Origin of the sequence: Sebaldella termitidis ATCC 33386 (assembly GCF_000024405.1) — a bacterium.
Lineage (GTDB): Bacteria > Fusobacteriota > Fusobacteriia > Fusobacteriales > Leptotrichiaceae > Sebaldella > Sebaldella termitidis.
This window is the reverse complement of the sequence record NC_013517.1, coordinates 1789798-1810324: the sequence shown is the minus strand read 5'-3', so window position 1 is coordinate 1810324 and position 20527 is coordinate 1789798. Positions and strand designations below refer to the sequence as shown.

At 36.4% G+C, this 20527-nt stretch carries 23 protein-coding genes; all 23 read right to left on the bottom strand.

All coding sequences use genetic code 11. The annotated features are described in order from the left end of the window. Positions 1 to 42 precede the first annotated feature (42 nt). Complete coding sequence (locus tag STERM_RS08350; RefSeq protein WP_012861152.1) at positions 43 to 897, bottom strand: tRNA 2-thiocytidine(32) synthetase TtcA; 855 nt, start codon at positions 895 to 897, stop codon at positions 43 to 45. 34 nt (positions 898 to 931) lie between these two features. Continuing rightward, positions 932 to 1453 carry a hypothetical protein gene (locus STERM_RS08345; RefSeq protein WP_012861151.1) on the bottom strand — a complete coding sequence of 174 codons (522 nt, stop codon included), beginning with the start codon at positions 1451 to 1453 and terminating at the stop codon, positions 932 to 934. 128 nt (positions 1454 to 1581) lie between these two features. Next, positions 1582 to 2415: an XdhC family protein gene (locus STERM_RS08340; protein WP_012861150.1), complete on the bottom strand. Its 834-nt coding sequence runs from the start codon at positions 2413 to 2415 to the stop codon at positions 1582 to 1584. 67 nt (positions 2416 to 2482) lie between these two features. Continuing rightward, the gene (gene yqeB / locus STERM_RS08335) at positions 2483 to 3298 is read right to left on the bottom strand and encodes a selenium-dependent molybdenum cofactor biosynthesis protein YqeB (RefSeq protein WP_012861149.1); all 816 of its coding nucleotides are present in this window, start codon (positions 3296 to 3298) and stop codon (positions 2483 to 2485) included. Positions 3299 to 3317: 19 nt separating this feature from the next. Beyond that, positions 3318 to 4466 carry a double-cubane-cluster-containing anaerobic reductase gene (locus STERM_RS08330; protein WP_012861148.1) on the bottom strand — a complete coding sequence of 383 codons (1149 nt, stop codon included), beginning with the start codon at positions 4464 to 4466 and terminating at the stop codon, positions 3318 to 3320. A gap of 31 nt (positions 4467 to 4497) precedes the next feature. Continuing rightward, positions 4498 to 5250 carry an acyl-CoA dehydratase activase gene (locus tag STERM_RS08325; protein ID WP_012861147.1) on the bottom strand — a complete coding sequence of 251 codons (753 nt, stop codon included), beginning with the start codon at positions 5248 to 5250 and terminating at the stop codon, positions 4498 to 4500. A 26-nt stretch (positions 5251 to 5276) separates the two neighbouring features. Continuing rightward, positions 5277 to 5516 carry a putative Se/S carrier protein gene (locus STERM_RS08320; protein WP_012861146.1) on the bottom strand — a complete coding sequence of 80 codons (240 nt, stop codon included), beginning with the start codon at positions 5514 to 5516 and terminating at the stop codon, positions 5277 to 5279. A gap of 53 nt (positions 5517 to 5569) precedes the next feature. Beyond that, positions 5570 to 6055: a cyclic pyranopterin monophosphate synthase MoaC gene (gene moaC, locus STERM_RS08315; RefSeq protein WP_012861145.1), complete on the bottom strand. Its 486-nt coding sequence runs from the start codon at positions 6053 to 6055 to the stop codon at positions 5570 to 5572. A 59-nt stretch (positions 6056 to 6114) separates the two neighbouring features. Next, complete coding sequence (locus STERM_RS08310) at positions 6115 to 6546, bottom strand: MOSC domain-containing protein (RefSeq protein WP_012861144.1); 432 nt, start codon at positions 6544 to 6546, stop codon at positions 6115 to 6117. A gap of 46 nt (positions 6547 to 6592) precedes the next feature. Next, positions 6593 to 7750, bottom strand: a complete 1158-nt coding sequence (locus STERM_RS08305) for a M20 metallopeptidase family protein (RefSeq protein ID WP_012861143.1) — start codon at positions 7748 to 7750, stop codon at positions 6593 to 6595. Between the two features lie 12 nt (positions 7751 to 7762). Continuing rightward, entirely contained in the window at positions 7763 to 8737 is a 975-nt protein-coding gene (locus tag STERM_RS08300) for a molybdopterin-binding protein (RefSeq protein ID WP_012861142.1), read from the bottom strand. A 25-nt stretch (positions 8738 to 8762) separates the two neighbouring features. After that, the gene (locus STERM_RS08295; RefSeq protein ID WP_012861141.1) at positions 8763 to 9254 is read right to left on the bottom strand and encodes a MogA/MoaB family molybdenum cofactor biosynthesis protein; all 492 of its coding nucleotides are present in this window, start codon (positions 9252 to 9254) and stop codon (positions 8763 to 8765) included. A gap of 16 nt (positions 9255 to 9270) precedes the next feature. Beyond that, positions 9271 to 9858, bottom strand: coding sequence for a nucleotidyltransferase family protein (locus STERM_RS08290; RefSeq protein WP_012861140.1), 588 nt, complete (start codon positions 9856 to 9858; stop codon positions 9271 to 9273). Between the two features lie 15 nt (positions 9859 to 9873). Further along, positions 9874 to 10605, bottom strand: a complete 732-nt coding sequence (gene yqeC / locus STERM_RS08285) for a selenium cofactor biosynthesis protein YqeC (RefSeq protein ID WP_012861139.1) — start codon at positions 10603 to 10605, stop codon at positions 9874 to 9876. 139 nt (positions 10606 to 10744) lie between these two features. After that, a complete protein-coding gene (hydA, locus tag STERM_RS08280) occupies positions 10745 to 12139 on the bottom strand; it encodes a dihydropyrimidinase (RefSeq protein WP_012861138.1) in 1395 nt (464 codons plus the stop codon). Positions 12140 to 12143: 4 nt separating this feature from the next. Continuing rightward, complete coding sequence (gene moaA / locus STERM_RS08275) at positions 12144 to 13127, bottom strand: GTP 3',8-cyclase MoaA (RefSeq protein ID WP_012861137.1); 984 nt, start codon at positions 13125 to 13127, stop codon at positions 12144 to 12146. Between the two features lie 27 nt (positions 13128 to 13154). After that, positions 13155 to 13847 carry an ATP-binding cassette domain-containing protein gene (locus tag STERM_RS08270; protein WP_012861136.1) on the bottom strand — a complete coding sequence of 231 codons (693 nt, stop codon included), beginning with the start codon at positions 13845 to 13847 and terminating at the stop codon, positions 13155 to 13157. Positions 13848 to 13909: 62 nt separating this feature from the next. Then, positions 13910 to 14539 (bottom strand): ABC transporter permease, encoded by a 630-nt coding sequence (locus tag STERM_RS08265; protein WP_012861135.1) that lies wholly within the window; start codon positions 14537 to 14539, stop codon positions 13910 to 13912. 12 nt (positions 14540 to 14551) lie between these two features. Continuing rightward, positions 14552 to 15436, bottom strand: a complete 885-nt coding sequence (locus STERM_RS08260; RefSeq protein ID WP_012861134.1) for an ABC transporter substrate-binding protein — start codon at positions 15434 to 15436, stop codon at positions 14552 to 14554. Positions 15437 to 15675: 239 nt separating this feature from the next. Further along, the gene (locus STERM_RS08255) at positions 15676 to 16356 is read right to left on the bottom strand and encodes a HesA/MoeB/ThiF family protein (RefSeq protein WP_012861133.1); all 681 of its coding nucleotides are present in this window, start codon (positions 16354 to 16356) and stop codon (positions 15676 to 15678) included. Between the two features lie 5 nt (positions 16357 to 16361). Beyond that, positions 16362 to 16586 carry a MoaD/ThiS family protein gene (locus STERM_RS08250; RefSeq protein WP_012861132.1) on the bottom strand — a complete coding sequence of 75 codons (225 nt, stop codon included), beginning with the start codon at positions 16584 to 16586 and terminating at the stop codon, positions 16362 to 16364. Beyond that, complete coding sequence (locus tag STERM_RS08245) at positions 16577 to 18400, bottom strand: aldehyde ferredoxin oxidoreductase family protein (RefSeq protein WP_012861131.1); 1824 nt, start codon at positions 18398 to 18400, stop codon at positions 16577 to 16579. The genes STERM_RS08250 and STERM_RS08245 overlap by 10 nt, the downstream gene beginning before the upstream one ends. Before the next feature lie 224 nt (positions 18401 to 18624). Further along, on the bottom strand, positions 18625 to 20526 hold the full coding sequence (locus tag STERM_RS08240) for a molybdopterin biosynthesis protein (protein WP_012861130.1): 1902 nt from the start codon (positions 20524 to 20526) through the stop codon (positions 18625 to 18627). Position 20527: the final 1 nt, after the last annotated feature.

Genomic DNA, 20527 nt, shown 5'->3' with positions numbered 1-20527 from the left:
GAATAACCCGCAATGTAATACTATGGAATAAGTACAAACTAATTAATATTTATCAAGATAACCGTATTTTTTACCGCCGATCTTCCATCCCAGAATTTTTTCCAAATTTACATTTTTGGTAGAGTTTAATATGTTTTTCTTTATGTTGGGGTTACTCTTGGCAAGCTCTCTGATGAGCTCTTTTGTTTCCCGTCTTTTTGACGAGGTTTTCCCCGCTGCTACTGTACACCCGCAGTTCATAGCCAGAATCCCGTTATTTGCAGTGAACTTTATTATATCTTTTTCCTCTACATAATAAAGCGGTCTTATTAGTTCTATATCAAAATTATCTGCTTTTAGTCTGGGAAGCATTGTTTCATATTTACTCATCTGAAACATGCTCATAAGGACCGTTTCCGCCACATCATCCATATGATGCCCCAAAGCAAGCTTATTACAGCCCAGACTCACTGCCTTGGTATACAGGCTCCCCCTTCTCATTTTGGCACACATATAGCAAGGATAATCCTTTGCCATTTTTTCAGCTATTTCAAATATATTATCATCATATATCTCACAGGGTATCCGTAGATGATCCAGATTTTTTTTCAGATTTTCCAAATTTTCAGAATTAAATCCGGGATTCATAGAAATAAAAACCAGTTCAAATTCTGTTCTACTTGCCCTTTGTAGTTCCTGCAGGAGCTTTGCCAGAAGAAGGCTGTCTTTGCCGCCTGATATAGCCACTGCTATTCTGTCTCCGTCTTCTACAAGGGAAAATTCTTTTGCAGCTTTTATAAAAGGCGACCACAGGTATTTTCTATATTTTTTTTGTATGCTTCTCTCTATTTCATCTGTGCTTTTTAGTTCAGTTACAGGTAATACAGCTTCACAGCTTATATTTGATAATGAATTCATTTGTTCTCCTTACTTTATTTTTTTTCGGCGGAAACTATTTCTTTGAACCTCTTTCCAGTTCACATCTAAATTGGACGACTACTGAAGCTGACCCTGTATATGACATATTAAGCAGCTCCTTATAAGGATATATCTGGTATCTTTTTATCCTGAATACTTCTTTCCCGCTTTCATTGTCTTCCACGATCATATACAGTCTCTGTCCATTTTCTGTATTTTTAGTACTGACCTCCATTATGTTTCCGGGAAATCCCTGTCCTTCGAGTGTTTCCTCATTATTTACATAAACTTTCCTGTTTATATCTGCTATATACATTCTGTATTTTCCATTTTGTACAATATCATCAAAGAATGCCTTTCTTAATTCATCATATGATCTTGAAAAGTTTCCATTTTCATCAATTCTGAGTTTTTCATATTTTTCTGCCTGTTCTTCAATTTTCTGTTTAGTTACACAGAAATTACCCGTATATACATTACTATAAGAATAATATTCTACAATTCCGTAAATAATTAATAATAATAAAAATAACAAAATATAAATAACTTTCTTCATTTTTCTTCTCCTTGGAATGCTCATTTCCCCGATTCTTCTGCTTCCTTTAAAATTTATTATACAATATTAAATAATTTTTGTATATATAAAAAGCTGCTCTGAAAAATCAAAGCAGTTTTACATATAATTTATTTTAAATGCTTCTGTACTATATTATCAACAATGGAATCTTCCAGTTTTCTGTGTTCCGTAGTACCTCCGTTTTTTACCATAAGTATCTCTGCAAGTATGCTCACTGCTATCTCTTCCGGCATCTGATTGGATATATTTATTCCTACAGGCCCGTAAATACGCTTTATATCTTCGGCAGAAAAACCGTCCTGCAGAAGCTCCTCCCGCAGAAATATCTGTTTTTTTCTGCTTCCTATTGTTCCTATATATCTTGCCTTTGTTTTAAGCACTTCTTTTACAAATTCAAGATCGGTAATATGACTTTTTGTAGCAATTACCACATAGGTATTTTCATCTATTGCCGCATCCTTCACTATATCCTTATAAAAACCGACTGTTATTTTATCAGCCTTTTGAAGACTGGGTTTATCTATGTAATCTTCCCTGTCATCAATCACCTCACAGGTAAATCCAAGAAATTTAGCCAGTTCCAGAACTTTTTCACCAACATGTCCTCCGCCGGCAATAACTATTTTTTCATTTGGTCTGAAAATTTTTATAAATCCTTTTACAGTACCGCCGCACTGCATTTCCAGATCACCGTCAGGTGTCAGACTGTGTTCAAAATTTCTGTCTGTATTCTGCTTCAAAGCTTCCACAGCTTCTCCGGTAACAAAATATTCTACCTTTCCTCCGCCGATAGAACCGTATGTCTCGCCGTTTTCCCAAACAAGCATAAGCGAGCCGGTATCACGCGGTGTCGAGCCCCCTACATCGGTTAAAGTTACCAATGCTACTTTTTTATGATTCTCCAGATTTTCCAGTATCTTTTTTAAGATTAACTCTTCCATCTTATCCTCCTGATTTTTTCAAATATTTCAGTATTTACATTTTTCTGTATTTCAAAATATCAAAACACTAAAATAAATGAAATCCTTTTTTCTTCATTGATGAAATTACAGCTTCCAATACTGCTCCGCCTATACTTCTTGACTTGTCGGAAATTGTAAAACAGTTTTTCTGCTCATCCTTTCTGGGATCTATATCCGCTATTTTAAATTTCTTGGTTACATAAAACCCATCTCTGATCATTCCTCTTAATACACCGTCAATAGATGCATAAACTTCATTACCGCCTATTTTCGCAAGAATATCACCTTTTTTCACTATATCGCCTATTTCGTGTATATTATTTATAACACCCTCATATTCACTGTAAATAACTCTTTCCTTTGTAAAGCCTCCTATATTTCCGGGAACTCCGGTATTAGTCATAGCTTCCCCCTCATATATAAGTCTTCCCAGATTATGCCCTCTCATTGTTTCTATCACTATATCTACATCTTTTCCGGCAGTAAATCCCGGTCCCAGCGCTATTGTTACTGGTGCCATTCCCCTGTTTGTTCCGTAATTTTTTTTGGCAAGTATTCCGTCTACCAGTGCCACAGGATTTAGTATCTGGGTACATTCCGCCATAGGATCTATTAGTACCGGAATTACTCTTTCCTCAAACATCTTATTTATCTCATCAAGATATTTTATCTTTTTTGATTTTATTCCCTCTATTTCCATTTCTCCAGTGTATACAGCCTCGCCATAGCACACTTTTCTTCTTATAGAGCTTGGATTTTCCACTTCCAAAACAAGCACGTTAAAACCGCATTTATGAAGCTTTTCTATTGAGCCGGAGGCAATATCTCCTCCTCCTCTTACTATCACCAGATTTTCATGCATATTTTTTCCACCCCTGTCTTCACAGCATTTCTACAAATGCCTCTAATCTTGTTTTTATCTGTCCGAAATCACTCAGGGAATAATCAGTTTCCAGACTCATATACGGTGTATCTGCACCCTGAACCACTTCTCTGATTTTTTCAGTTTCTACATTATAAGTGTGACAGGCCTGGAGAATAACATCTATTACACCGTCTACTTTATATTCTTCTATAAGCTTTACCAAAAGTTCCTCACGTCCTTTGTTCGGCGTCATTACAGAACACGGTATTTTTAAATATCGTTCGGCTATTGCCTCTACCGGATCTTTTTCGGTATTCACCATTCTGTCAAAGCTTTTTATTCCAATACAATTTTCAAAGCATACCACTACTGCTCCGCTTTCTTCCAGCGGCTTTATTATTTTTTCCACTATTCCCCCGCTCGGACATCCTGTAATCAGAATTCTTTTCGCACTTTCACTTACCTCGCTTTTTCCTTCCTGATGTTTTTGTATCAATTTTTCTATTACTTCGTTTATATTTTTTATCTGCTCGTTTTTATCAAATGTAAATGTAGTTCCATGCATAATAGTATGCATTTCAAGACCGCTTAAAGGCGGAGGCGTTAGTTTTCCAAGCTCGTAAAATCTCTGCATTACTTCTCTCTCGTCATTACACAGCTTAACAGCATCTTTCAGATCCTGTTCCGTTATTGTTACATCAAATTTTTCCTCAAGTACCTTTTTAAAATGGTGTATTTCCTCAGTCCACAGCTTCAGGCTTCTTTCATCCTGATTCTGGGGAAGCTGCAATACATGCACATCTTTTATTTCTCCTAAAAGCTCGTACATCTTCTTTTTGCCGTCACATGTAGTTTCCCCGACAACCAAATCTGAAAAATACATGTAAGGGCACTTATCTGTTGCTGCAAAGCCATAACTTGCTTTTATCAGCGGACATAAGTTTTTTGGAAGCTTCTTTTCAGCTTCGGGAATTGTTTCCTCACTTGTAGCACAAAGTCCTACAGGATATGCACCCGCAGCATAAATAAGTTCTTTCGGCGTATAGGTACAGAAGGTCCCTACTACTTTTTTTCCCTTATCCTTTAATTCTTTTACAGTAACAAATCCATTTTTTCTCGCATCTCCAAATGTTTCAAAAATTTCCGGAAGTTTATTTTCTTCCATAATTCTCACTCTCCCAATTTCAAGATTTTCCTCAGGTACCTCTTCCTATAAGTGCAGCTCCTATTGCTCCTGCATATTTGGCATTTTTATGTGTTTCTACCTTTTGTCCGAGAGCTGACTCCAGTTTTTTTAATATATATTTGTTGCTGCTTAATCCGCCGGTGAGAAAGTACAGACTGTTTTCCTGTTTCACACAAAGCTGCACTACTTTCTCAATAACAGAATTAATAATCCCAAAAGCAATATCCTCCCGTTTTGTTCCTTTTCCTATAAGGCTTATTATTTCCGATTCCGCAAACACTGTACACATAGAGCTTATTTTGATTCCGCTCCCGTTTACTGCCAGGTCGGTCAATTCATTCAGGCTTATTCCCATTGCATTTGACATTATTTCCAAAAATTTCCCCGTTCCTGCCGAACATTTATCATTCATTGAAAAATTTTCCAAAATACCGTTTCTTATCTTTACAGCCTTTGTATCCTGTCCACCTATATCAATAACCGTACAGTCTTTTTTCAGCAGATAATCCGCGCCTTTCCCGTGACAGCTTATCTCTGTTACGGTTTTATCAGCATAAGGTACAGAAACTCTTCCATATCCTGTTGCCGTAAAAAAACTGTTTTCTCTGCTGATTCCCTTCTCTCCGAGTTTTTCAAGAATTGATTCTGCTGTTTCCAGACTGCTCCAGCCGGTAGGCTGTGAAAAAAAATGTATAAATTCTCCATTATAAAAAACTGCTGTTTTAGCTGCTGTTGAACCAATATCTATACCTATATAATACATTTTTCCTCCTGTTTTCCCAGCATTAATTACTGCTTATTTTCACAGTATAGTTCATACTTTCCGTCTTTAAATAAATACACCTCTCTTACATCAGGACATAGCAATTCCTCTACTACATCATATTCCAGCCTGATGCTTATCCCGCAGCAGTTTTCCAGCTGTACGGGCGGAGGCATAATTTTATAGGATATATTTTTAGTTTTCAGAGTATCCTCAAATCTTACCGCCCCTCTTGTATTATGAAATAAAAACTGATATTCAGACATAAAGATCTCCTTTCCGTTAATTTGGCAAACTAAAATTTAAATAATTAATTTTGTTATTTTTCTTCTCTTTTCCAGACTCCGCTTTTACCGCCGAGTTTTTCTTCAAGCTTTATTTCTCCGATGATCATTCCTTTATCTATGGCCTTACACATATCATAAATTGTAAGACCGGCTACTGAGACCATCATCAGAGCCTCCATTTCCACTCCTGTTTTTCCTGTAGTCTTTACCGTAGACTTTATTTTTATAAGACTGTTTTTATCATCTGTTTCAAATTCTATTTTTGCACTGGACAAAAGTATATTATGACACATTGGTATTGCATTATAGGTATTTTTGGAAGCCATAATTGCTGCTACTCTTGCTACTCCGAGAACATCCCCTTTTTTTATATTTCCCTCCTTAATAGTTCTCAGTGTATCAGGATTCATTCTTATTTCTCCCGTTGCCACAGCTGTTCTTTCAGTTTCATTTTTTCCGCTTATATCTACCATTACTGCTTTTCCGTCTTTATCAAAATGGCTTAATTCATTGCTCATACTTTTTCCTTTCCGTATAATTTAAAATAATTTTGATTTTCTGTTCCGAAACATTGATACTATTCTTTTATTTCTATTTTATCATTCTTTTTTATGTGACCGCCTTTTATTACTACGGCAAAAACACCTTCTCTCGGCATTATACAGTCACCCATTTTTGTATAAATGCTGCATCTTGTATGGCACTCTTTTCCGATCTGGGTTACCTCCAGCTCAAAGTTTTCCCCCGCTACCCTTTTTCCTATAGAAAGTGACGAAAAATCAATCCCCTGTACTATAAGATTCTCTCCAAAACTTCCAAAGTCTACTTCTGCACCTTTATCTTTAAAATTTTCTATACTTTCATAGCTCAAAAGACTAACCTGTCTGTGCCAGTCACCGCCGTGGGCATCTCCTTCAAGCCCGAATTTTTCTATTAAATTTGTCTCTTCTATCTCTTTTTTCTGAATTCCTTTTTTTGTACTCATGCATATCGCTACTATTCTTCCCATATCTTCCTCCTGAATTCTACTGTATCACAGTCATTTTTCCAATATTTTACATTAATAGTTCTTTGGCTATACCAAAAAAATATTTTACCCCGATTATCATTGCTTTTTCATTTGGGGAAAAATAAGGATTGTGCAGTTTTGGATTCTCTTTTCCGTCTTTATCCGCTCCAAGCCATACCATACAAGCTTTAGCCGGATTTATATATTCTGAAAAATCCTCACTGAAGCTCTCCGGTCTTTCTTTTATTGCCAAAGCATCCTTCCCCAGCTTTTCTGTTATTACTTTTTCAGCAATATCGCATAATTCCTCATCATTGTATACTGCTTTATAATCATTTTCAAAAAATTTTATTTCACCCTCAGCTTCATATGCTTTCAATATATTTTCTACTATAAGTTTCATTCTGCTTATCACTATTTCCCTTGTTTTTTCATCAAAGGTTCTTACAGCGCCTGTTATATGGGCAGTATCAGGAATTACTCCGTATTCTTCGCCGGATTTAAAACTCGCGGTAGAAATCACGGCAGTATTAAACGGATCAACATTTCTTGCCACTACAGACTGGAGATTAGTCACTATTTCAGCCCCGATAAGAATCGGGTCTTTTACCTGCTGCGGCATGGAGCTGTGTCCGCCCTTACCTTTTACATATATATCAAAAGTATTTTTATTCGCAGTGGCAGTTCCTCTTTTCACACCTATTCTGCCTGTTTTTTCACCAGGCATTACATGAAGTGAAAAAATCATCTCTGCTTCATCTAAAGCTCCGGATCTTTTTAATTCTGCGGCACCGCCGGGAGCCATCTCCTCACCGCGCTGAAAAATAAATAAAACTTCTCCTTTCAGCCTGTGTTTATTTTCTGAAAGTAAACGTGCAAATCCTAATAAAATCGCAGTATGCATATCATGCCCGCATGCATGCATAACCCCGTTATTCTTTGATCTGAAATCACAGAAGGTTTTTTCTTCCAAGGGAAGCGCATCTATATCAGCTCTGAATGCAATTGTCCTCCCTGGATTTTCTCCCTTTAATCTGCCTATTACCCCTGTTTCTGCCGGCTGAATTATCTCAATATTCCCGAATGAAAGAAGCTTTTCCTTTATAAATTCTGTTGTTTCATATTCTTTGAATGACAGCTCCGGATTTTCATGCAATATCCGTCTCCATTTTATAATATCCTTTTCTATATCGTCAAAATCCATATCTTCTCCTGTTCAGCTTAACAAACCGCCGTGTCCCATTTCTATAATATCCTTTTTAGTAATAATATCTCCGGCAAGTATCCTTGGAAGCAGCAGATCAAAAACAGAATTTTTTGAAAAAACAACTCCCCCTGGAAGCCCCATAATTACTTTTTCCTTTACATATCCTAAAAGAAACATAGCTCCCGGCAGTACAGGGGTACCATATGTAACCATTTCACAGCCGGATTCTTTTATTGCATCAGGAGTCACATCATCAGGATCGATTGACATACCTCCGGTACAAAGTATAATATCCGTATCATCAGTAAGTTCTTTTATTTTAGCAGTGATTTTTTCTTTTTTATCAGGCATAAAAACCTGAACTATATTTGTAACCCCGTATTTCCCGAGCTTTTCCCCGAGTGCTTCCCTTGCTTTATCCTTTATTCTTCCATAAAATATTTCATTTCCCGTTGTTATTATTCCTATTTTTAAGTCCTGATTTATTCTTTTAATTTCCATAAGTACATTATCTTTCATTATTTCCTCAAGCTCTTCAAGCTGTTTTTTTTCTATACGCAGCGGAATTATCCTTGTTGCTGCTACTGTTTCTCCTTTTTTTACAGGAATATTATTAAATTTTGAAGCAATTATTATTTCGCCTATACTGTTTATCTTATTCAAAAGCTCTGTATTTATTTTATAAAGTCCGTCATACTCGGCTACAAAATTTATTTTCCCTTCCCTTACTTCCGAAGCAGACATACCGTTTCCCATTACCTGCTTTCTTATAAATTCTGCTGCATCATTTTCATGAACAAAATTTTCATCTTCCTCCCAGATATAAATATTTTCTTTTCCCAGCGAAAGAAGTACTTCTACATCATCTTCCCTTATTATGTGACCCTTCAAAAATTTTGCACCTTTAAATCCTCCCGGAATTATTTCTGTTATATCATGGCAGAGAGTCATTCCTACAGCTTCCTTGACATTTATTTTCTTCATATGCATTCCTTTCTGGTTTTTAAGTTTACTTTTCCCCGCACTCCGATGCACTTCCTAAAAGGATGTCTATTCCGTGAATCAGACTGTCTATTATATATTCCAGCTCTTCTCTTACTGCTTTTTTGCTTCCCGGCAGATTAAATATTACGGTTTCTCCTCTTATACCGCACACTGCCCTTGAAAGCATGGCTCTTTTAGTAATTGAAAGGCTGTAATAACGTGCTGCTTCAGCTACACCGGAAGCTTCTCTTTCTATTACTGCTTTTGTAGCTTCAGGAGTTACGTCTCTTTTGCTGAAGCCGGTTCCTCCTGTAGTCAGTACAAGGTTCAGATTCAGATTATCCGCCATATTTATCATTTCATTCATAAGCTCTTCCTTTTCATCGGGAAGCACTACATAACGCTCTACTTTCATATTATATCTTTCTACTATTTCTTTTATAAGCTTGCCGCTCTCATCTTCCCGCTCTCCCTTATATCCTTTATCACTGCTTGTTATTATTCCCACTGTATACATAAATTTCTCCTTAGAATCAAATTTTTGAAATAAAATATTCATAATCCTCTCTGGTATCTATGTCAAATCCTTCCAAAGGATCGTTTATTTCCACATATTCTATACTTTCCTTATGAGAATTCATTATTTGTTTACCGCCTGAATCTCCCTCAAGTTTCATAAGCTCATCAAAAAAATCAGAGCCGAAAGCTGTGGGCATTCCATTTTTTCCTCTATATTTTGGAATTATTATTTTATCTTTTCCTGCTCTACCGAGAATTCTCTTTATCGTTCCCAGAGTCAGCCCTGGCTGGTCTCCTGTAAAAAACATACAGACATCGCATTCTCTAAGCTCCTTTAGTCCGTTCTTTATACTCTCACTTAATCCAAAGGCAGGATTTTTATTTGTTACTATCATAAAATTATTGCTGCTTTTTACAAAGTCCCCAAGAATCTGCTCTACCTCTTTATGCGATGTTACAAGTATTATTTTATCAAAACCGTATTCCAAAGCTTTATCCGCTGTATTTTCAATAAATGTTTTTCCTTTATATTTAAGTAATAGTTTGTTTTCCCCCATTCTTCTGGAAAAACCCGAAGCCATTATTACTGCACCTGTTTTCATAGCCGCCTCCTGTTCCTATAAAATTAACAGATAATATTTTTTTTCTTTAAGTGAAGATATTATTATTTTATCAGGAAGCAGATTTTCTCTTACCAAAAGTCCGGCAAGATCCAGTGCGTCTTGAAATTCTTTTTCACTGTCGGCCTGATTTATAAGAAGGATTTTTTCCCCCTTAGCTCCTTTAAATAAACCGTTTTCTGCAATTATGACATTGAATAAATGCTGTTTTGTTACCTCTTCGCCCTCCTCTGCACCGGAAATTTTCCGGAATAACTCTATTCTGTGTATGTTTTCATCATTTACCTTTAATCCCAGACTTTTTATGGTTATTACACCTACAGTTCTGTCTGTTCTATCCACAAAGACAGGTTCCGTTTCTTTCCAGCCCTTAAGCGGTCTCATTCTGGAACCGTCCCCCTCTATTACCAGATAATCTGCTCTTTCCTTAAAGCTGTCTATCTCATCAAGACTGAAAGGAAGGAGCTTCCCCTGTCCATTTTCTTCTTTCCCTGTTATATATGCCCCGTTTTCTGTTAGAGTCTTATGTAAAAAGTCATTACCCACATATATTTTATAATTTTTTCTGACTTCTGGGAAAAATATCTTTGTAGTAGTAGTAAAAATTATCCTGTTATTACTTTTTAATTCTTCACATAATTCCAGACAAAAAGAAGTCTTTCCTCCGGCTCCCGTTACCACTACAGTATCATTTTTCTTCAGTCCGAGAGCTTTATATAAATATTTCATTTTCAAAGGTTCTATCGTTATACCCCCTATCAAAGCATTCTGTTTTGGTATCTTTCATAATGTATCGTTATTATTTTTTTACCCAACGATAATCGCAGAGCAACTCTGCCAAACCTATTTTCAAAGAGGTTTACTATATCTAAAATCTTACTAATTCATCGTTTTTATATCTTTTGATAAATTTTCCGTATCCTTCTTCACCTATGAATTCATTATCCTTAACTATTACCTTTCCTCTGACTATGGTCATTACAGGATAGCCTTTTACTTTCATTCCTTCATAAGGAGTGTAATCTACATTTTCATGAAGCATTGATTTCGTTATGGTAACTTCCTTATCCTTATCAATAATTACTATATCTGCATCACTTCCCACGGCAATTGTCCCTTTTTGGGGATACATCCCGTATATTTTCGCAGGATTGGTACTTGTTACCTCTACAAATTTATTTATAGATATTCTGCCCTTCATTACTCCCTCAGAAAAAATCACAGGCATTCTTGTTTCCACACCCGGAGCCCCGTTAGGACACTTTGTAAAATCATCCTTTCCCATTGCTTCCTTTTCTTTTTCAAAAAGAAACGGGCAGTGATCTGTGGCTATTACCTGTATATCTCCTTCTCTTACAGCTCTCCACAGCGGTTCCTGATTTGCTTTATTTCTTAGCGGCGGACTGATTACATATTTTAGCCCTTCAGTTCCCGGAAGATTATATTTTTCTTCATCCAGAACAAGATACTGCGGGCATGTTTCGGCATATATATTTTCCTGTCCCCTGTCTCTTGCCATTTTTATATAATCAAGACCAAGCTTAGCTGAAAGATGGACAATATAGATAGGGGCATCACCCACAAGGTGAGCTATATTCAGAATTCTGTTTATTGCCTCTCCTTCACATTCTTCCGGTCTGCTTTTGGCATGATATATCGGTGCAGTCATTCCGTTTTCACTGTAATATTTTTTCAAATAATTTACAGTATCGTTATTTTCGGGATGAACTGCAATAATCCCGCCTTTTTCCTTAGCCTTCTTCAAGACCTTTATGGAATCCTCATCATGTACCATCTGACCATAAGTCATATATATCTTAAAGCTTTCTATACCGTCTTCCAAAAGCTGATCCATTTCTTTCAGCCTGTCATCATCCACTTCATATGGAATTACCCCGTGAAAGCCGTAATCTATTACTGCTTTTCCGTCAGCCAGTTTATGATAATGATTAATCGGATCATGAAGTGTAGTTCCTCTCGGTCCCTGTCCTATATGATCTACAATAGATGTAGTTCCTCCGCACGCTGCCGCAATTGTTCCTGTTCTGAAGTCATCGCTGGAAACAGCTATTCCCACATCAAGATGAAAGTGTGTATGTACGTCAATTCCTCCGGGGATAACATATTTCCCGTCCGCATCTATAATTTCAGAATCCTCTATATTCAGATCTTTTCCTATCTCTTTGATAATTCCGTCCTCAATATAAATATCCCCCTGATATAAATCTCCTGCTGTTGCAATCAACCCGTTTTTTATTAGCATTACCCTAACCTCCTATTACACTCATAGTATTTTTTTCTTTTTCCTTCTCTTTATCTTCCGGGCTTCCAGTAAAATTATGCTGTTTATTTTTAAAATATATTTCATTTTTTATTTCTTCCATAAGTTTTTTATCACTTGTTTCTGTTCTCAGCATCTTCATCAGATCAAGTTTTGAATCATAGTAAAGACACTGCTTTAACTTACCTTCAGAAGTTATCCTTATTCTGTTGCAGGTTTCGCAGAAACAGCTGCTTAGAGGGGATATAAAGCCTATTCTTGTATTGGTTCCTTCTATTTTATGATATGCCGCAGGTCCCGAGATTGTTCCGCTGCTGTTCATCTCTGCTGTTTTTCTGTCTTTTGATATTATCTCAAGTATTTCTTCATTTGATACTCCTTTTAGATTCTGCCCGCATCCTATAGGCATTAATTCTATAAACCGGATATCAATATTTTTATCAACTGCAAAATCTACAAGACTTTTTATGTCATTTTTGTTAAAATCATCTATTATCACAGAATTTAACTTGATTTTTATTTTATATTCTATTGCCTTTTCAATTGATCTGACTACCTTTTCCAGTTCTCCGCCTCTTGTAATATAGTTATATTTTTTTTCATCAAGTATATCAAGACTTATATTCAGCGATGAAAGACCATTTTCCGCCAGCTCGTCAAGATATTTTTCCAGCAGGATTCCGTTTGTTGTCATAGCTGTTTCTTCTATATTTTCAAGATTATTTATGCTTTTTATAAGTCCGGGAATCCCTCGCCTTACAAGCGGTTCCCCGCCGGTTATACGTACCTTCTTTATCCCCAGATTTCCCAAAATTCTTATAAGTCTGAAATACTCATCTATTGTAAGGAGCTTTGACTCATCTATAAAATCTTTCGAAAATTCCGGAAGACAGTATACACACCTGAGATTACACCTGTCGGTAACAGATACTCTCAAATAATTTATATCTCTGTTAAATTGATCTATCATAATTTACACCTCTGCCAGTTTATTTATTTAGAGAACCTTCAGTATCTCTTTTAAAGATAAATTATCAAAAATATTTTTTATATTTTTTCTTTCTACACATTCGACGACTCTTCCTTTATCTATAAAGAGTACATAATCTGCGGTTCTTTCTACCTGCATTATATTATGTGTAATCAAAATAACCGTTTTCCCTTCTTCTTTCAGGTACATTATCAGCTCTTCCACTGCTTTTATGCCATCTACATCCATATTATTGGTCGGCTCGTCCAGAATCACCAGATCAGTATTTCTGATAAGCGCCCTCAGAAGAGCTGTCTTTGTTTTCTCCCCGCCGGAGAGCTTTCTGGCATTTTTATCAAGCAGCGGCTCTAAATTAAAAAACTTCATATATTTTTCCAAATTTTTTTGAAAATCTATCTTCTTTTTCGAGTATTTTACAGGAAGCAGTATATTATTTCTGACAGTATCATTAAAAATATAAAAGTTCTGCAGCATAAGAGAGATATTATCCTTCACTTCCTCAAACTGCTTTCCGTCATAAGTAATACTGCACTCACTAAATTCCTCCACACCTGCCATCCCGTTTATAAGAGTGGATTTCCCGCTTCCGTTCATTCCTACCACTGCATATATGTTATTAGATTTTATATCTATATTCTCCACATCTAATACTATTTTATCATCATATCTTTTTTTTGCATATTTAATTTTTATATTCAAATGTACACCTCTTAATTTTGAATTCAGCTCAGTGACCTATTTATTTTTCACAGAATATTCTGTCACTGTTCTAAGTATCCGAGAAAGAAATTTATGGAGAATGATATAAATAATAAAACCAGTCCCAGTATTATACTTTCATTGAAATTTCCTTTTCCTGTCTCCATTGCTATATATGTAGTCATAATCCTTGTATATCCCTTTATATTCCCGCCTATCATCATAGCAGCCCCCACTTCGGAGATACCCCTTCCAAAACCTGTGGAAACAATAGAGATCATCTGCGGCAGACTCTCTTTTATCATAATATAAACAGTGTGCTTTTTTGAGATTCCCAGAGCAGCACAATTTCTTCTTATATCTTCCTCTATGCTGTTCAAGTAGCTGTATGTCAGTGAAATAATAATAGGTAATATCAGGAATGTCTGTGTAATCACTATTGCTGTAGGTGTAAAAAGGAGTCTAAAGGACCCGAAAGGTCCTTTTCTTGATAACAGCAGATACATGAGAAGCCCCATTAATACAGGCGGCATACTCATAAATGTATTGGTCAGTTTTATAACTAATTTTTTTAATCTGAAATCTTTAAATAAAATGACCAGTGAGATCAAAACTCCAAAAACCGTAGCAGCCAGTGTAGAAATTACACTTACAAATAATGACAGTAATATTATTGAAATAATTTCATTCATTATATTCTCCGGTTATTTTTTAAAATTTGGCGTAAAAAGTGAATCTCCGTATTTTTCCACTCCGAAATTTTTAATCATTTCAAGAGCTTTGTCACTTGTCATCCACTCTATAAATTTATCAGCTTCCTCTTTATTTTTTATTCCAAGTTTATCATAGTTTAGTCTTATCAGGCTGTACTGGTTATATAATTTTTTATCGTTTTGCACAAGAATTGCCAGCTCGAGTTTATCCTTCATAGAAAGATATGTTGCTCTGTCAGTAAGGGTATATGCTTTTTTCTCATCAGCCATCTGAAGAACAGCACCCATTCCTTTTCCTGCTTCTACATACCACGGTGCCTGCGGAGTAATATTTACAGCTTTCCAGATACCTTTTTCCTTAACATCAGTTCCTGATTCATCTCCTCTTGATATGAATTCTGCTTTTTTCTCAGCGATAAGCTTAAAAGCTTCGTCTATATTTTCAGCTGCCTTTTCTTTCAGGTTCAGACTGTCATTCTCAGGTCCTACAAGTATAAAATCATTATACATAAATTCTATTCTTTCAGTCCCGAATTCATTTTTTACGAATTCCTCTTCTTTTGCTTTGGCATGCACCATTAATACATCGGCATCTCCGTTTTCTCCGATCTTTAATGCTTCTCCGGTACCTTTAGCTACTACACTTACTTCTATTCCTGTATCTTTTGTAAATTCAGGAAGCAGATAATCCAGAAGTCCTGAATCCTGAGTACTTGTAGTCGTTGCTAATATTATTCTTTTCCCGTTTTCTTCCTGCTTCTGCTCAGTTTGTGTCTCTGCTGTCTGCGGCTGTTCTTTAGTTTCCTCTTTTTTTCCGCATGACAGAACCCCCAGTAACAGCGTTATCAGCAGCATTGTTTTTAAATACAGTTTCATCTCTTTCCTCCTAATATATTAATTATAAAAATGCCTTCCCGGAAGTAAATCTGATCATCTGCAAAATACAGGCGTGACATTAATTATACCTTTTATATTTCATTTTTTAAAATTTATAAAAGTACAGAATTTTTTATTTTGTAATTTAATAAATTTCGGAATTTTTTTATCAGGGAAAAGTGTGTGCGGCACCTTTCCCTGTGCGGAATCCTATTCATAAACTGGATACCGCATTGTTTTTATAAGTTTATTATTTCAGACTCATTATTCAAAAGATCCATGAATAAGACCTTTTTTCTCAGCAGATCTCCACGCTTAATAAGCAGCTTTATTACTTCGGCACTCTGCTGAGATGCTGTATATGATGCAGTAAACGGAAGATTTCCCAGTATTTTTTCCACACCCTTTTCTTCTTTTCCTTTATAAATTTTATCAAGAGTTCTGTCACCGGGAAATACTGTAGCAACCTGCCCGTACCATCCTGCTATTGCCCCGTGAACAAAAGGTTTTCCCAATTCCTCACATACCTTCTGCAGAAACTTTTTGGTCTTTATATTATCAAGAGCATCTACTACTACATCACTGTCATTTATTATTTCAGAATAATTACTCTCATCAAAAAAATCATATATATATTTTGCTTTTACTTCGGGATTTATTTCCAGTATACGTTTATATGACGCTTCTGCCTTGCTTTTTCCCAAAAGATCTATTTTTGAATACAGCTGTCTGTTCAGATTAGACTCTTCAAATACATCGCCGTCCACTACAATAAGGTTTCCTACGCCTATTCTCGCGAGAATCTCGGTAATATACCCGCCTAATCCCCCGCAGCCGATTATACACACCTTTTTATCAAAGAGAGCTGCATTTTCCTCTTCGGATATTGCCTCGATATTTCTTATATATCGTTCTTTCAAATTTCTTATCCACCTCCCACCGGCGGAAACAAAGAAAGCCTGTCATTATCCTTGAACTTATAGTCTGTCTTACCGTCAATTCCGTTCACTAACAGTATTGCCACATCTTTTATGTCTATTTTCAATTCATCCAGAACATCAAGAGGAGTAGTATTTCCGTCTATGGGAAACTTTAATATCTTTCCTCTGCCTTCTCTGAAATATGCAAATAATCTTACTTCTATTTCCATGAATATTCCTCTATACCTAGTTTTTTTAATGTTTCATCTGTAGGAACACTTGTTGTTCTGTCCCATCCTCTTACCTCATAATATTCCGGAAGGAGTTCTGAAAGCTTATGTACCCATCCTTTTGACGGTCCGTCAGCTATTTCGTCTTCCAGAAGTCTTTTTGGAAGTGTGTCGTCATCTTTATCTATTCCTGCACGCAGATTATAAAGCTTTTCAAGCGTCCATATTCTGTCTCCTGCTTCCATAAGACTGTTTACATCAAATACTTCTTCTCCGTAGCAGGCATTTGCCATATCCACGAAATCCTGTGCCCCAAGACCAAAAGTCGTAAATATACAAAGCCCCAATGAATCAACCACAGCAGTAAGATCATGGAAAACCTTGGCATATGCAGGCTTCCCTTTCAGCTCAAATCTGTCAAGCTTTTCAGGCTGTCCTAGTATTTCAGGACTGATCATATATCCTTTTACGTGACAAGCACCTCTGTTACTTACTGCATATGTAATCCCGTGTCCCTGTATTCCTCTCGGATCATAAGCAGGAAGCTCCTGTTTCTTTACAGTCATTGAAAGCTCGGGTGCTCCGTGTTCGTCACACAGTCTGTATGAACCCTTTGCCAGCTCATATCCGAATCCTTCTCTTTCTCCCATTTTTCTTGTCCATTCCACGATTGCCTTACTGTCTCCCCAGCCAAGACTGAGACCGTCTCCGGCTATTTCTTCGTCCTTTATAAGACCTTTTTCTCTCAGTTCCATTGCAGCAGCTATAGTAGCTCCTGCTGAAATTGTATCCAGACCGTACTCATTGCAAAGCTCGTTTGCTTCATTAATAGATTCCAGATCGTAGTTATCACAGTCAGAACCAAATGCCCATATTGTTTCGTATTCCGGACCTCCTACTTCTCTTCCGTCTTTTAATTTTACCCATCTTCCGCACCCTATTGTACATCTGTAGCATGCAGAATTTCTTACCAGACTTGTTTCTCTCAGAGTTTCCCCGCTTATATCATCTGCTTTTGGTGCATATGATCCCTGAAAGTTTTTTACAGGGAGTACTCCGTTTTCATTAATAATGTTTACCAGTACTGCTGTTCCATATGTAGGAAGCCCGTTTCCTGCCACAGGATTATCCTTTAATATCTTTATTTTCTCCATTGCTACAGCTTTTGACTTAGCAGGATCTGCATATTCCAGCTTTTTAGTTCCTCTTACTACCACAGCTTTCAGATTTTTGGAACCCATTACTGCTCCTACTCCTCCACGCCCGGCTGCTCTGTCTACATCATTCATAATTGCCGAAATAAGCGATAATCTTTCACCTGCCGGTCCTATACACATTACCTTTGCATTTTTATCAGTTTCATTTTTCAGGATTTCAGTAGTTTCACTTACTCTTTTTCCCCATAAATGACCTGCATCTCTGATTTCTACCTTATCATCCTCTATATAAAGATAAACAGGTTTTTCTGCCTTTCCTTCAAAGATAATCACATCATTTCCGGTAAATTTGAACTCTGCACCCCATCTTCCTCCTGAATTGGCAAAAGCTAATGTTCCTGTAAGCGGTGATTTGGTCATAACCATATATCTTCCGCCTGTCGGCATTGTATACCCAGTACAAGGCCCTGTAGCTATAATAAGCTTATTTTCAGGACTTAACGCATCTACCTTAGGATCTACCTCCTCAAACATTATTTTGGCTCCCAGCCCACGGGCACCAATGAACTTTTTTGCTTTTTCAATGTCCAGATTCTCTTCGCTGATACTCGAGTCACTTAAGTTTACTCTTAATATTTTCCCAACATATCCTTTCATACTTATCCTCCTAATTAATTTTTTGTATTTATGTGAAATTTTAGTGTAGTGTCTCAATCATAATTAGTTAAAAGGCGCAGAATATTTTACTGTTCCGCAGAACACCCAACATAAATATTGACCAATAATGACACAGCAGCTGACAAAGCCGGCAATGTTATTTTATTAATTATAAGTGAGATACTACACTAAGTAATCAATCAGTTTAGGATTTTCCCGTAAATCTACAGGTATATCATTTTTCCTAATTCATCATAGGCATATCCCCCCATTTTATCAAGCTGTTTTTTATATTCATCACTTTTTATGGTGTTAAGAAACTCCAAAAATGATTCTAATCCGAGATACTTAACAGGCATAACCAAATCATAATGCTCGTCGCCTATTGGTATAAAATCAAGATTCATTATATTAGCAGCTGAATAAACACCAATACCGCAGTCAGCATCTCCATTCTTCACCGCTGCTGCTACTGCAAGGTGTGTCAGCTCTTCTCTTTCATAGCCTGTTATCTCTTCCGGATTTATTCCTGCTTTTTTCAGCTCATAATCGAATAAAAGTCTTGTCCCTGATCCTTTTTGTCTGTTTACAAAGCTTAGATTATTATTTTTTATATCCTCTATTGAACTCACAGAAAACTTTCTGTCTTTTCTGACCATAATTCCCTGTGTCCGCTTTACGAATTTTATAAGAACCAGTTCTTTTCCGGGAATATATTTTTTTATAAAAGGAATATTGTATTCCCCTGTTTCTTCATCCAAAAGGTGCATTGTGCTTATGTGACATTCTTCATTTCTGAGGGCAGTAATTCCTCCCATGCTTCCCACATGCGCTGATGAAAGCGTGTATCTGAAATTTCTGTTTTTCATCATATCAGATGCGGTATCCAGTATAGGATCATGGCTTCCTATAAGAACAAGAGTATTTTTTATCTCTTTTTGAGTTTTCAAAAGCTTTAATTTTACAGTTTCACCTTTTTCATATCCTTCATAATTCTGCGGTACTTCCAAAACACCGTCACAGTTTACCAGGGACATTGTAGTCCCTGCACCTCTCTGCAGCGGCGTGGCGATATATTTTTCATCTACAAGACCTATTTTTACTCTTATAAATTCGAGATATTTCAGTGAAGACATTACTCTTCTTGATAACACCGCTTCTATCTCTTCTTTTTCATCAAAAAAATTAATATATTTTGAAATTACCGGTTTTACTATGTTTTCCATTACAAAGTATGCCGATACAGGATAGCCGGGAACTCCTATCACAGGTTTTCCGTTTATTTCACCCAATATAGCCGGTTTCCCCGGTTTTATCGCTATTCCATGGATATGAACTTTCCCCAGCGCACTCACAGCATCATATGTATAATCTTCCCTGCCTGCTGAAGAGCCGGCATTGATTATTACCACATCACACTCTTTATAAGCTTTTTCCAGAGCAGCAATAATATCTTCCTTTTTATCCTTTGCGATACCGTAAACTTTTGATTCCATTCCCCATTCATTTACCTGTGCCGCAAACATCTTACTGTTAAACTCTATAATATCACCTATTTTCAGGTTATCATTCAATTCTACTATTTCGTCTCCTGTTGGAATAATTCCCACCAAGGGCTTTTTGTAAACATGTACTTTTGAAATGCCTCCGGCAATCATAGCTCCTATATCTACCGGTCTTATTTTATGGTTTTTTCCTATAATAAGGGTAGATTCCACTATATCCTCTCCAAGTGACCTTATATTTTCCCATCTTGCTGCGCTTTTATGGATTTTCACAGATGTTTCGCTTTCCTTTATTATATCTTCCACCATTATTACCGCATCAAAACTTTCAGGAATAGGATCTCCCGTATCTACTTCCTCGTAGTCTGTCCCTTTTTCCAGTATTATATGATTTTTTTCGTTTGCTCCGTGGGTTTTTACTGCTTTTACCGCAATACCGTCCATTGCAGAGCAATTATAAAAAGGATTGGATATTTTGGCATAAACGCCTTCGGCACTTATTCTTCCGAGACTGTCTTTAGTTTCTGTCTCTTCTGTACTTTCTTTTATATTTAATAATTTTATATATTTATCCAATGCTTCGTTTATATCATAATTGGTAAGATATGCCTTATTATTCATA

What these genes read in the sequence shown, in the direction of transcription:
- STERM_RS08300 (WP_012861142.1), bottom strand. Translation starts at nt 8,737, where the DNA reads ATGAAGAAAATAAATGTCAAGGAAGCTGTAGGAATGACTCTCTGCCAT.
- STERM_RS08240 (WP_012861130.1), bottom strand. Translation starts at nt 20,526, where the DNA reads ATGAATAATAAGGCATATCTTACCAATTATGATATAAACGAAGCATTG.
- yqeB (WP_012861149.1), bottom strand. Translation starts at nt 3,298, where the DNA reads ATGCATGAAAATCTGGTGATAGTAAGAGGAGGAGGAGATATTGCCTCC.
- STERM_RS08265 (WP_012861135.1), bottom strand. Translation starts at nt 14,539, where the DNA reads ATGAATGAAATTATTTCAATAATATTACTGTCATTATTTGTAAGTGTA.
- STERM_RS08290 (WP_012861140.1), bottom strand. Translation starts at nt 9,858, where the DNA reads ATGAAAACAGGTGCAGTAATAATGGCTTCGGGTTTTTCCAGAAGAATG.
- STERM_RS08330 (WP_012861148.1), bottom strand. Translation starts at nt 4,466, where the DNA reads ATGGAAGAAAATAAACTTCCGGAAATTTTTGAAACATTTGGAGATGCG.
- STERM_RS08250 (WP_012861132.1), bottom strand. Translation starts at nt 16,586, where the DNA reads ATGGAAATAGAAGTAAGATTATTTGCATATTTCAGAGAAGGCAGAGGA.
- moaA (WP_012861137.1), bottom strand. Translation starts at nt 13,127, where the DNA reads ATGATAGATCAATTTAACAGAGATATAAATTATTTGAGAGTATCTGTT.
- STERM_RS08295 (WP_012861141.1), bottom strand. Translation starts at nt 9,254, where the DNA reads ATGTATACAGTGGGAATAATAACAAGCAGTGATAAAGGATATAAGGGA.
- STERM_RS08345 (WP_012861151.1), bottom strand. Translation starts at nt 1,453, where the DNA reads ATGAAGAAAGTTATTTATATTTTGTTATTTTTATTATTATTAATTATT.
- STERM_RS08305 (WP_012861143.1), bottom strand. Translation starts at nt 7,750, where the DNA reads ATGGATTTTGACGATATAGAAAAGGATATTATAAAATGGAGACGGATA.
- hydA (WP_012861138.1), bottom strand. Translation starts at nt 12,139, where the DNA reads ATGCTAATAAAAAACGGGTTGATTGCAACAGCAGGAGATTTATATCAG.
- STERM_RS08245 (WP_012861131.1), bottom strand. Translation starts at nt 18,400, where the DNA reads ATGAAAGGATATGTTGGGAAAATATTAAGAGTAAACTTAAGTGACTCG.
- moaC (WP_012861145.1), bottom strand. Translation starts at nt 6,055, where the DNA reads ATGAGCAATGAATTAAGCCATTTTGATAAAGACGGAAAAGCAGTAATG.
- STERM_RS08260 (WP_012861134.1), bottom strand. Translation starts at nt 15,436, where the DNA reads ATGAAACTGTATTTAAAAACAATGCTGCTGATAACGCTGTTACTGGGG.
- STERM_RS08310 (WP_012861144.1), bottom strand. Translation starts at nt 6,546, where the DNA reads ATGGGAAGAATAGTAGCGATATGCATGAGTACAAAAAAAGGAATTCAG.
- STERM_RS08340 (WP_012861150.1), bottom strand. Translation starts at nt 2,415, where the DNA reads ATGGAAGAGTTAATCTTAAAAAAGATACTGGAAAATCTGGAGAATCAT.
- STERM_RS08320 (WP_012861146.1), bottom strand. Translation starts at nt 5,516, where the DNA reads ATGTCTGAATATCAGTTTTTATTTCATAATACAAGAGGGGCGGTAAGA.
- yqeC (WP_012861139.1), bottom strand. Translation starts at nt 10,605, where the DNA reads ATGAAATATTTATATAAAGCTCTCGGACTGAAGAAAAATGATACTGTA.
- STERM_RS08350 (WP_012861152.1), bottom strand. Translation starts at nt 897, where the DNA reads ATGAATTCATTATCAAATATAAGCTGTGAAGCTGTATTACCTGTAACT.
- STERM_RS08325 (WP_012861147.1), bottom strand. Translation starts at nt 5,250, where the DNA reads ATGTATTATATAGGTATAGATATTGGTTCAACAGCAGCTAAAACAGCA.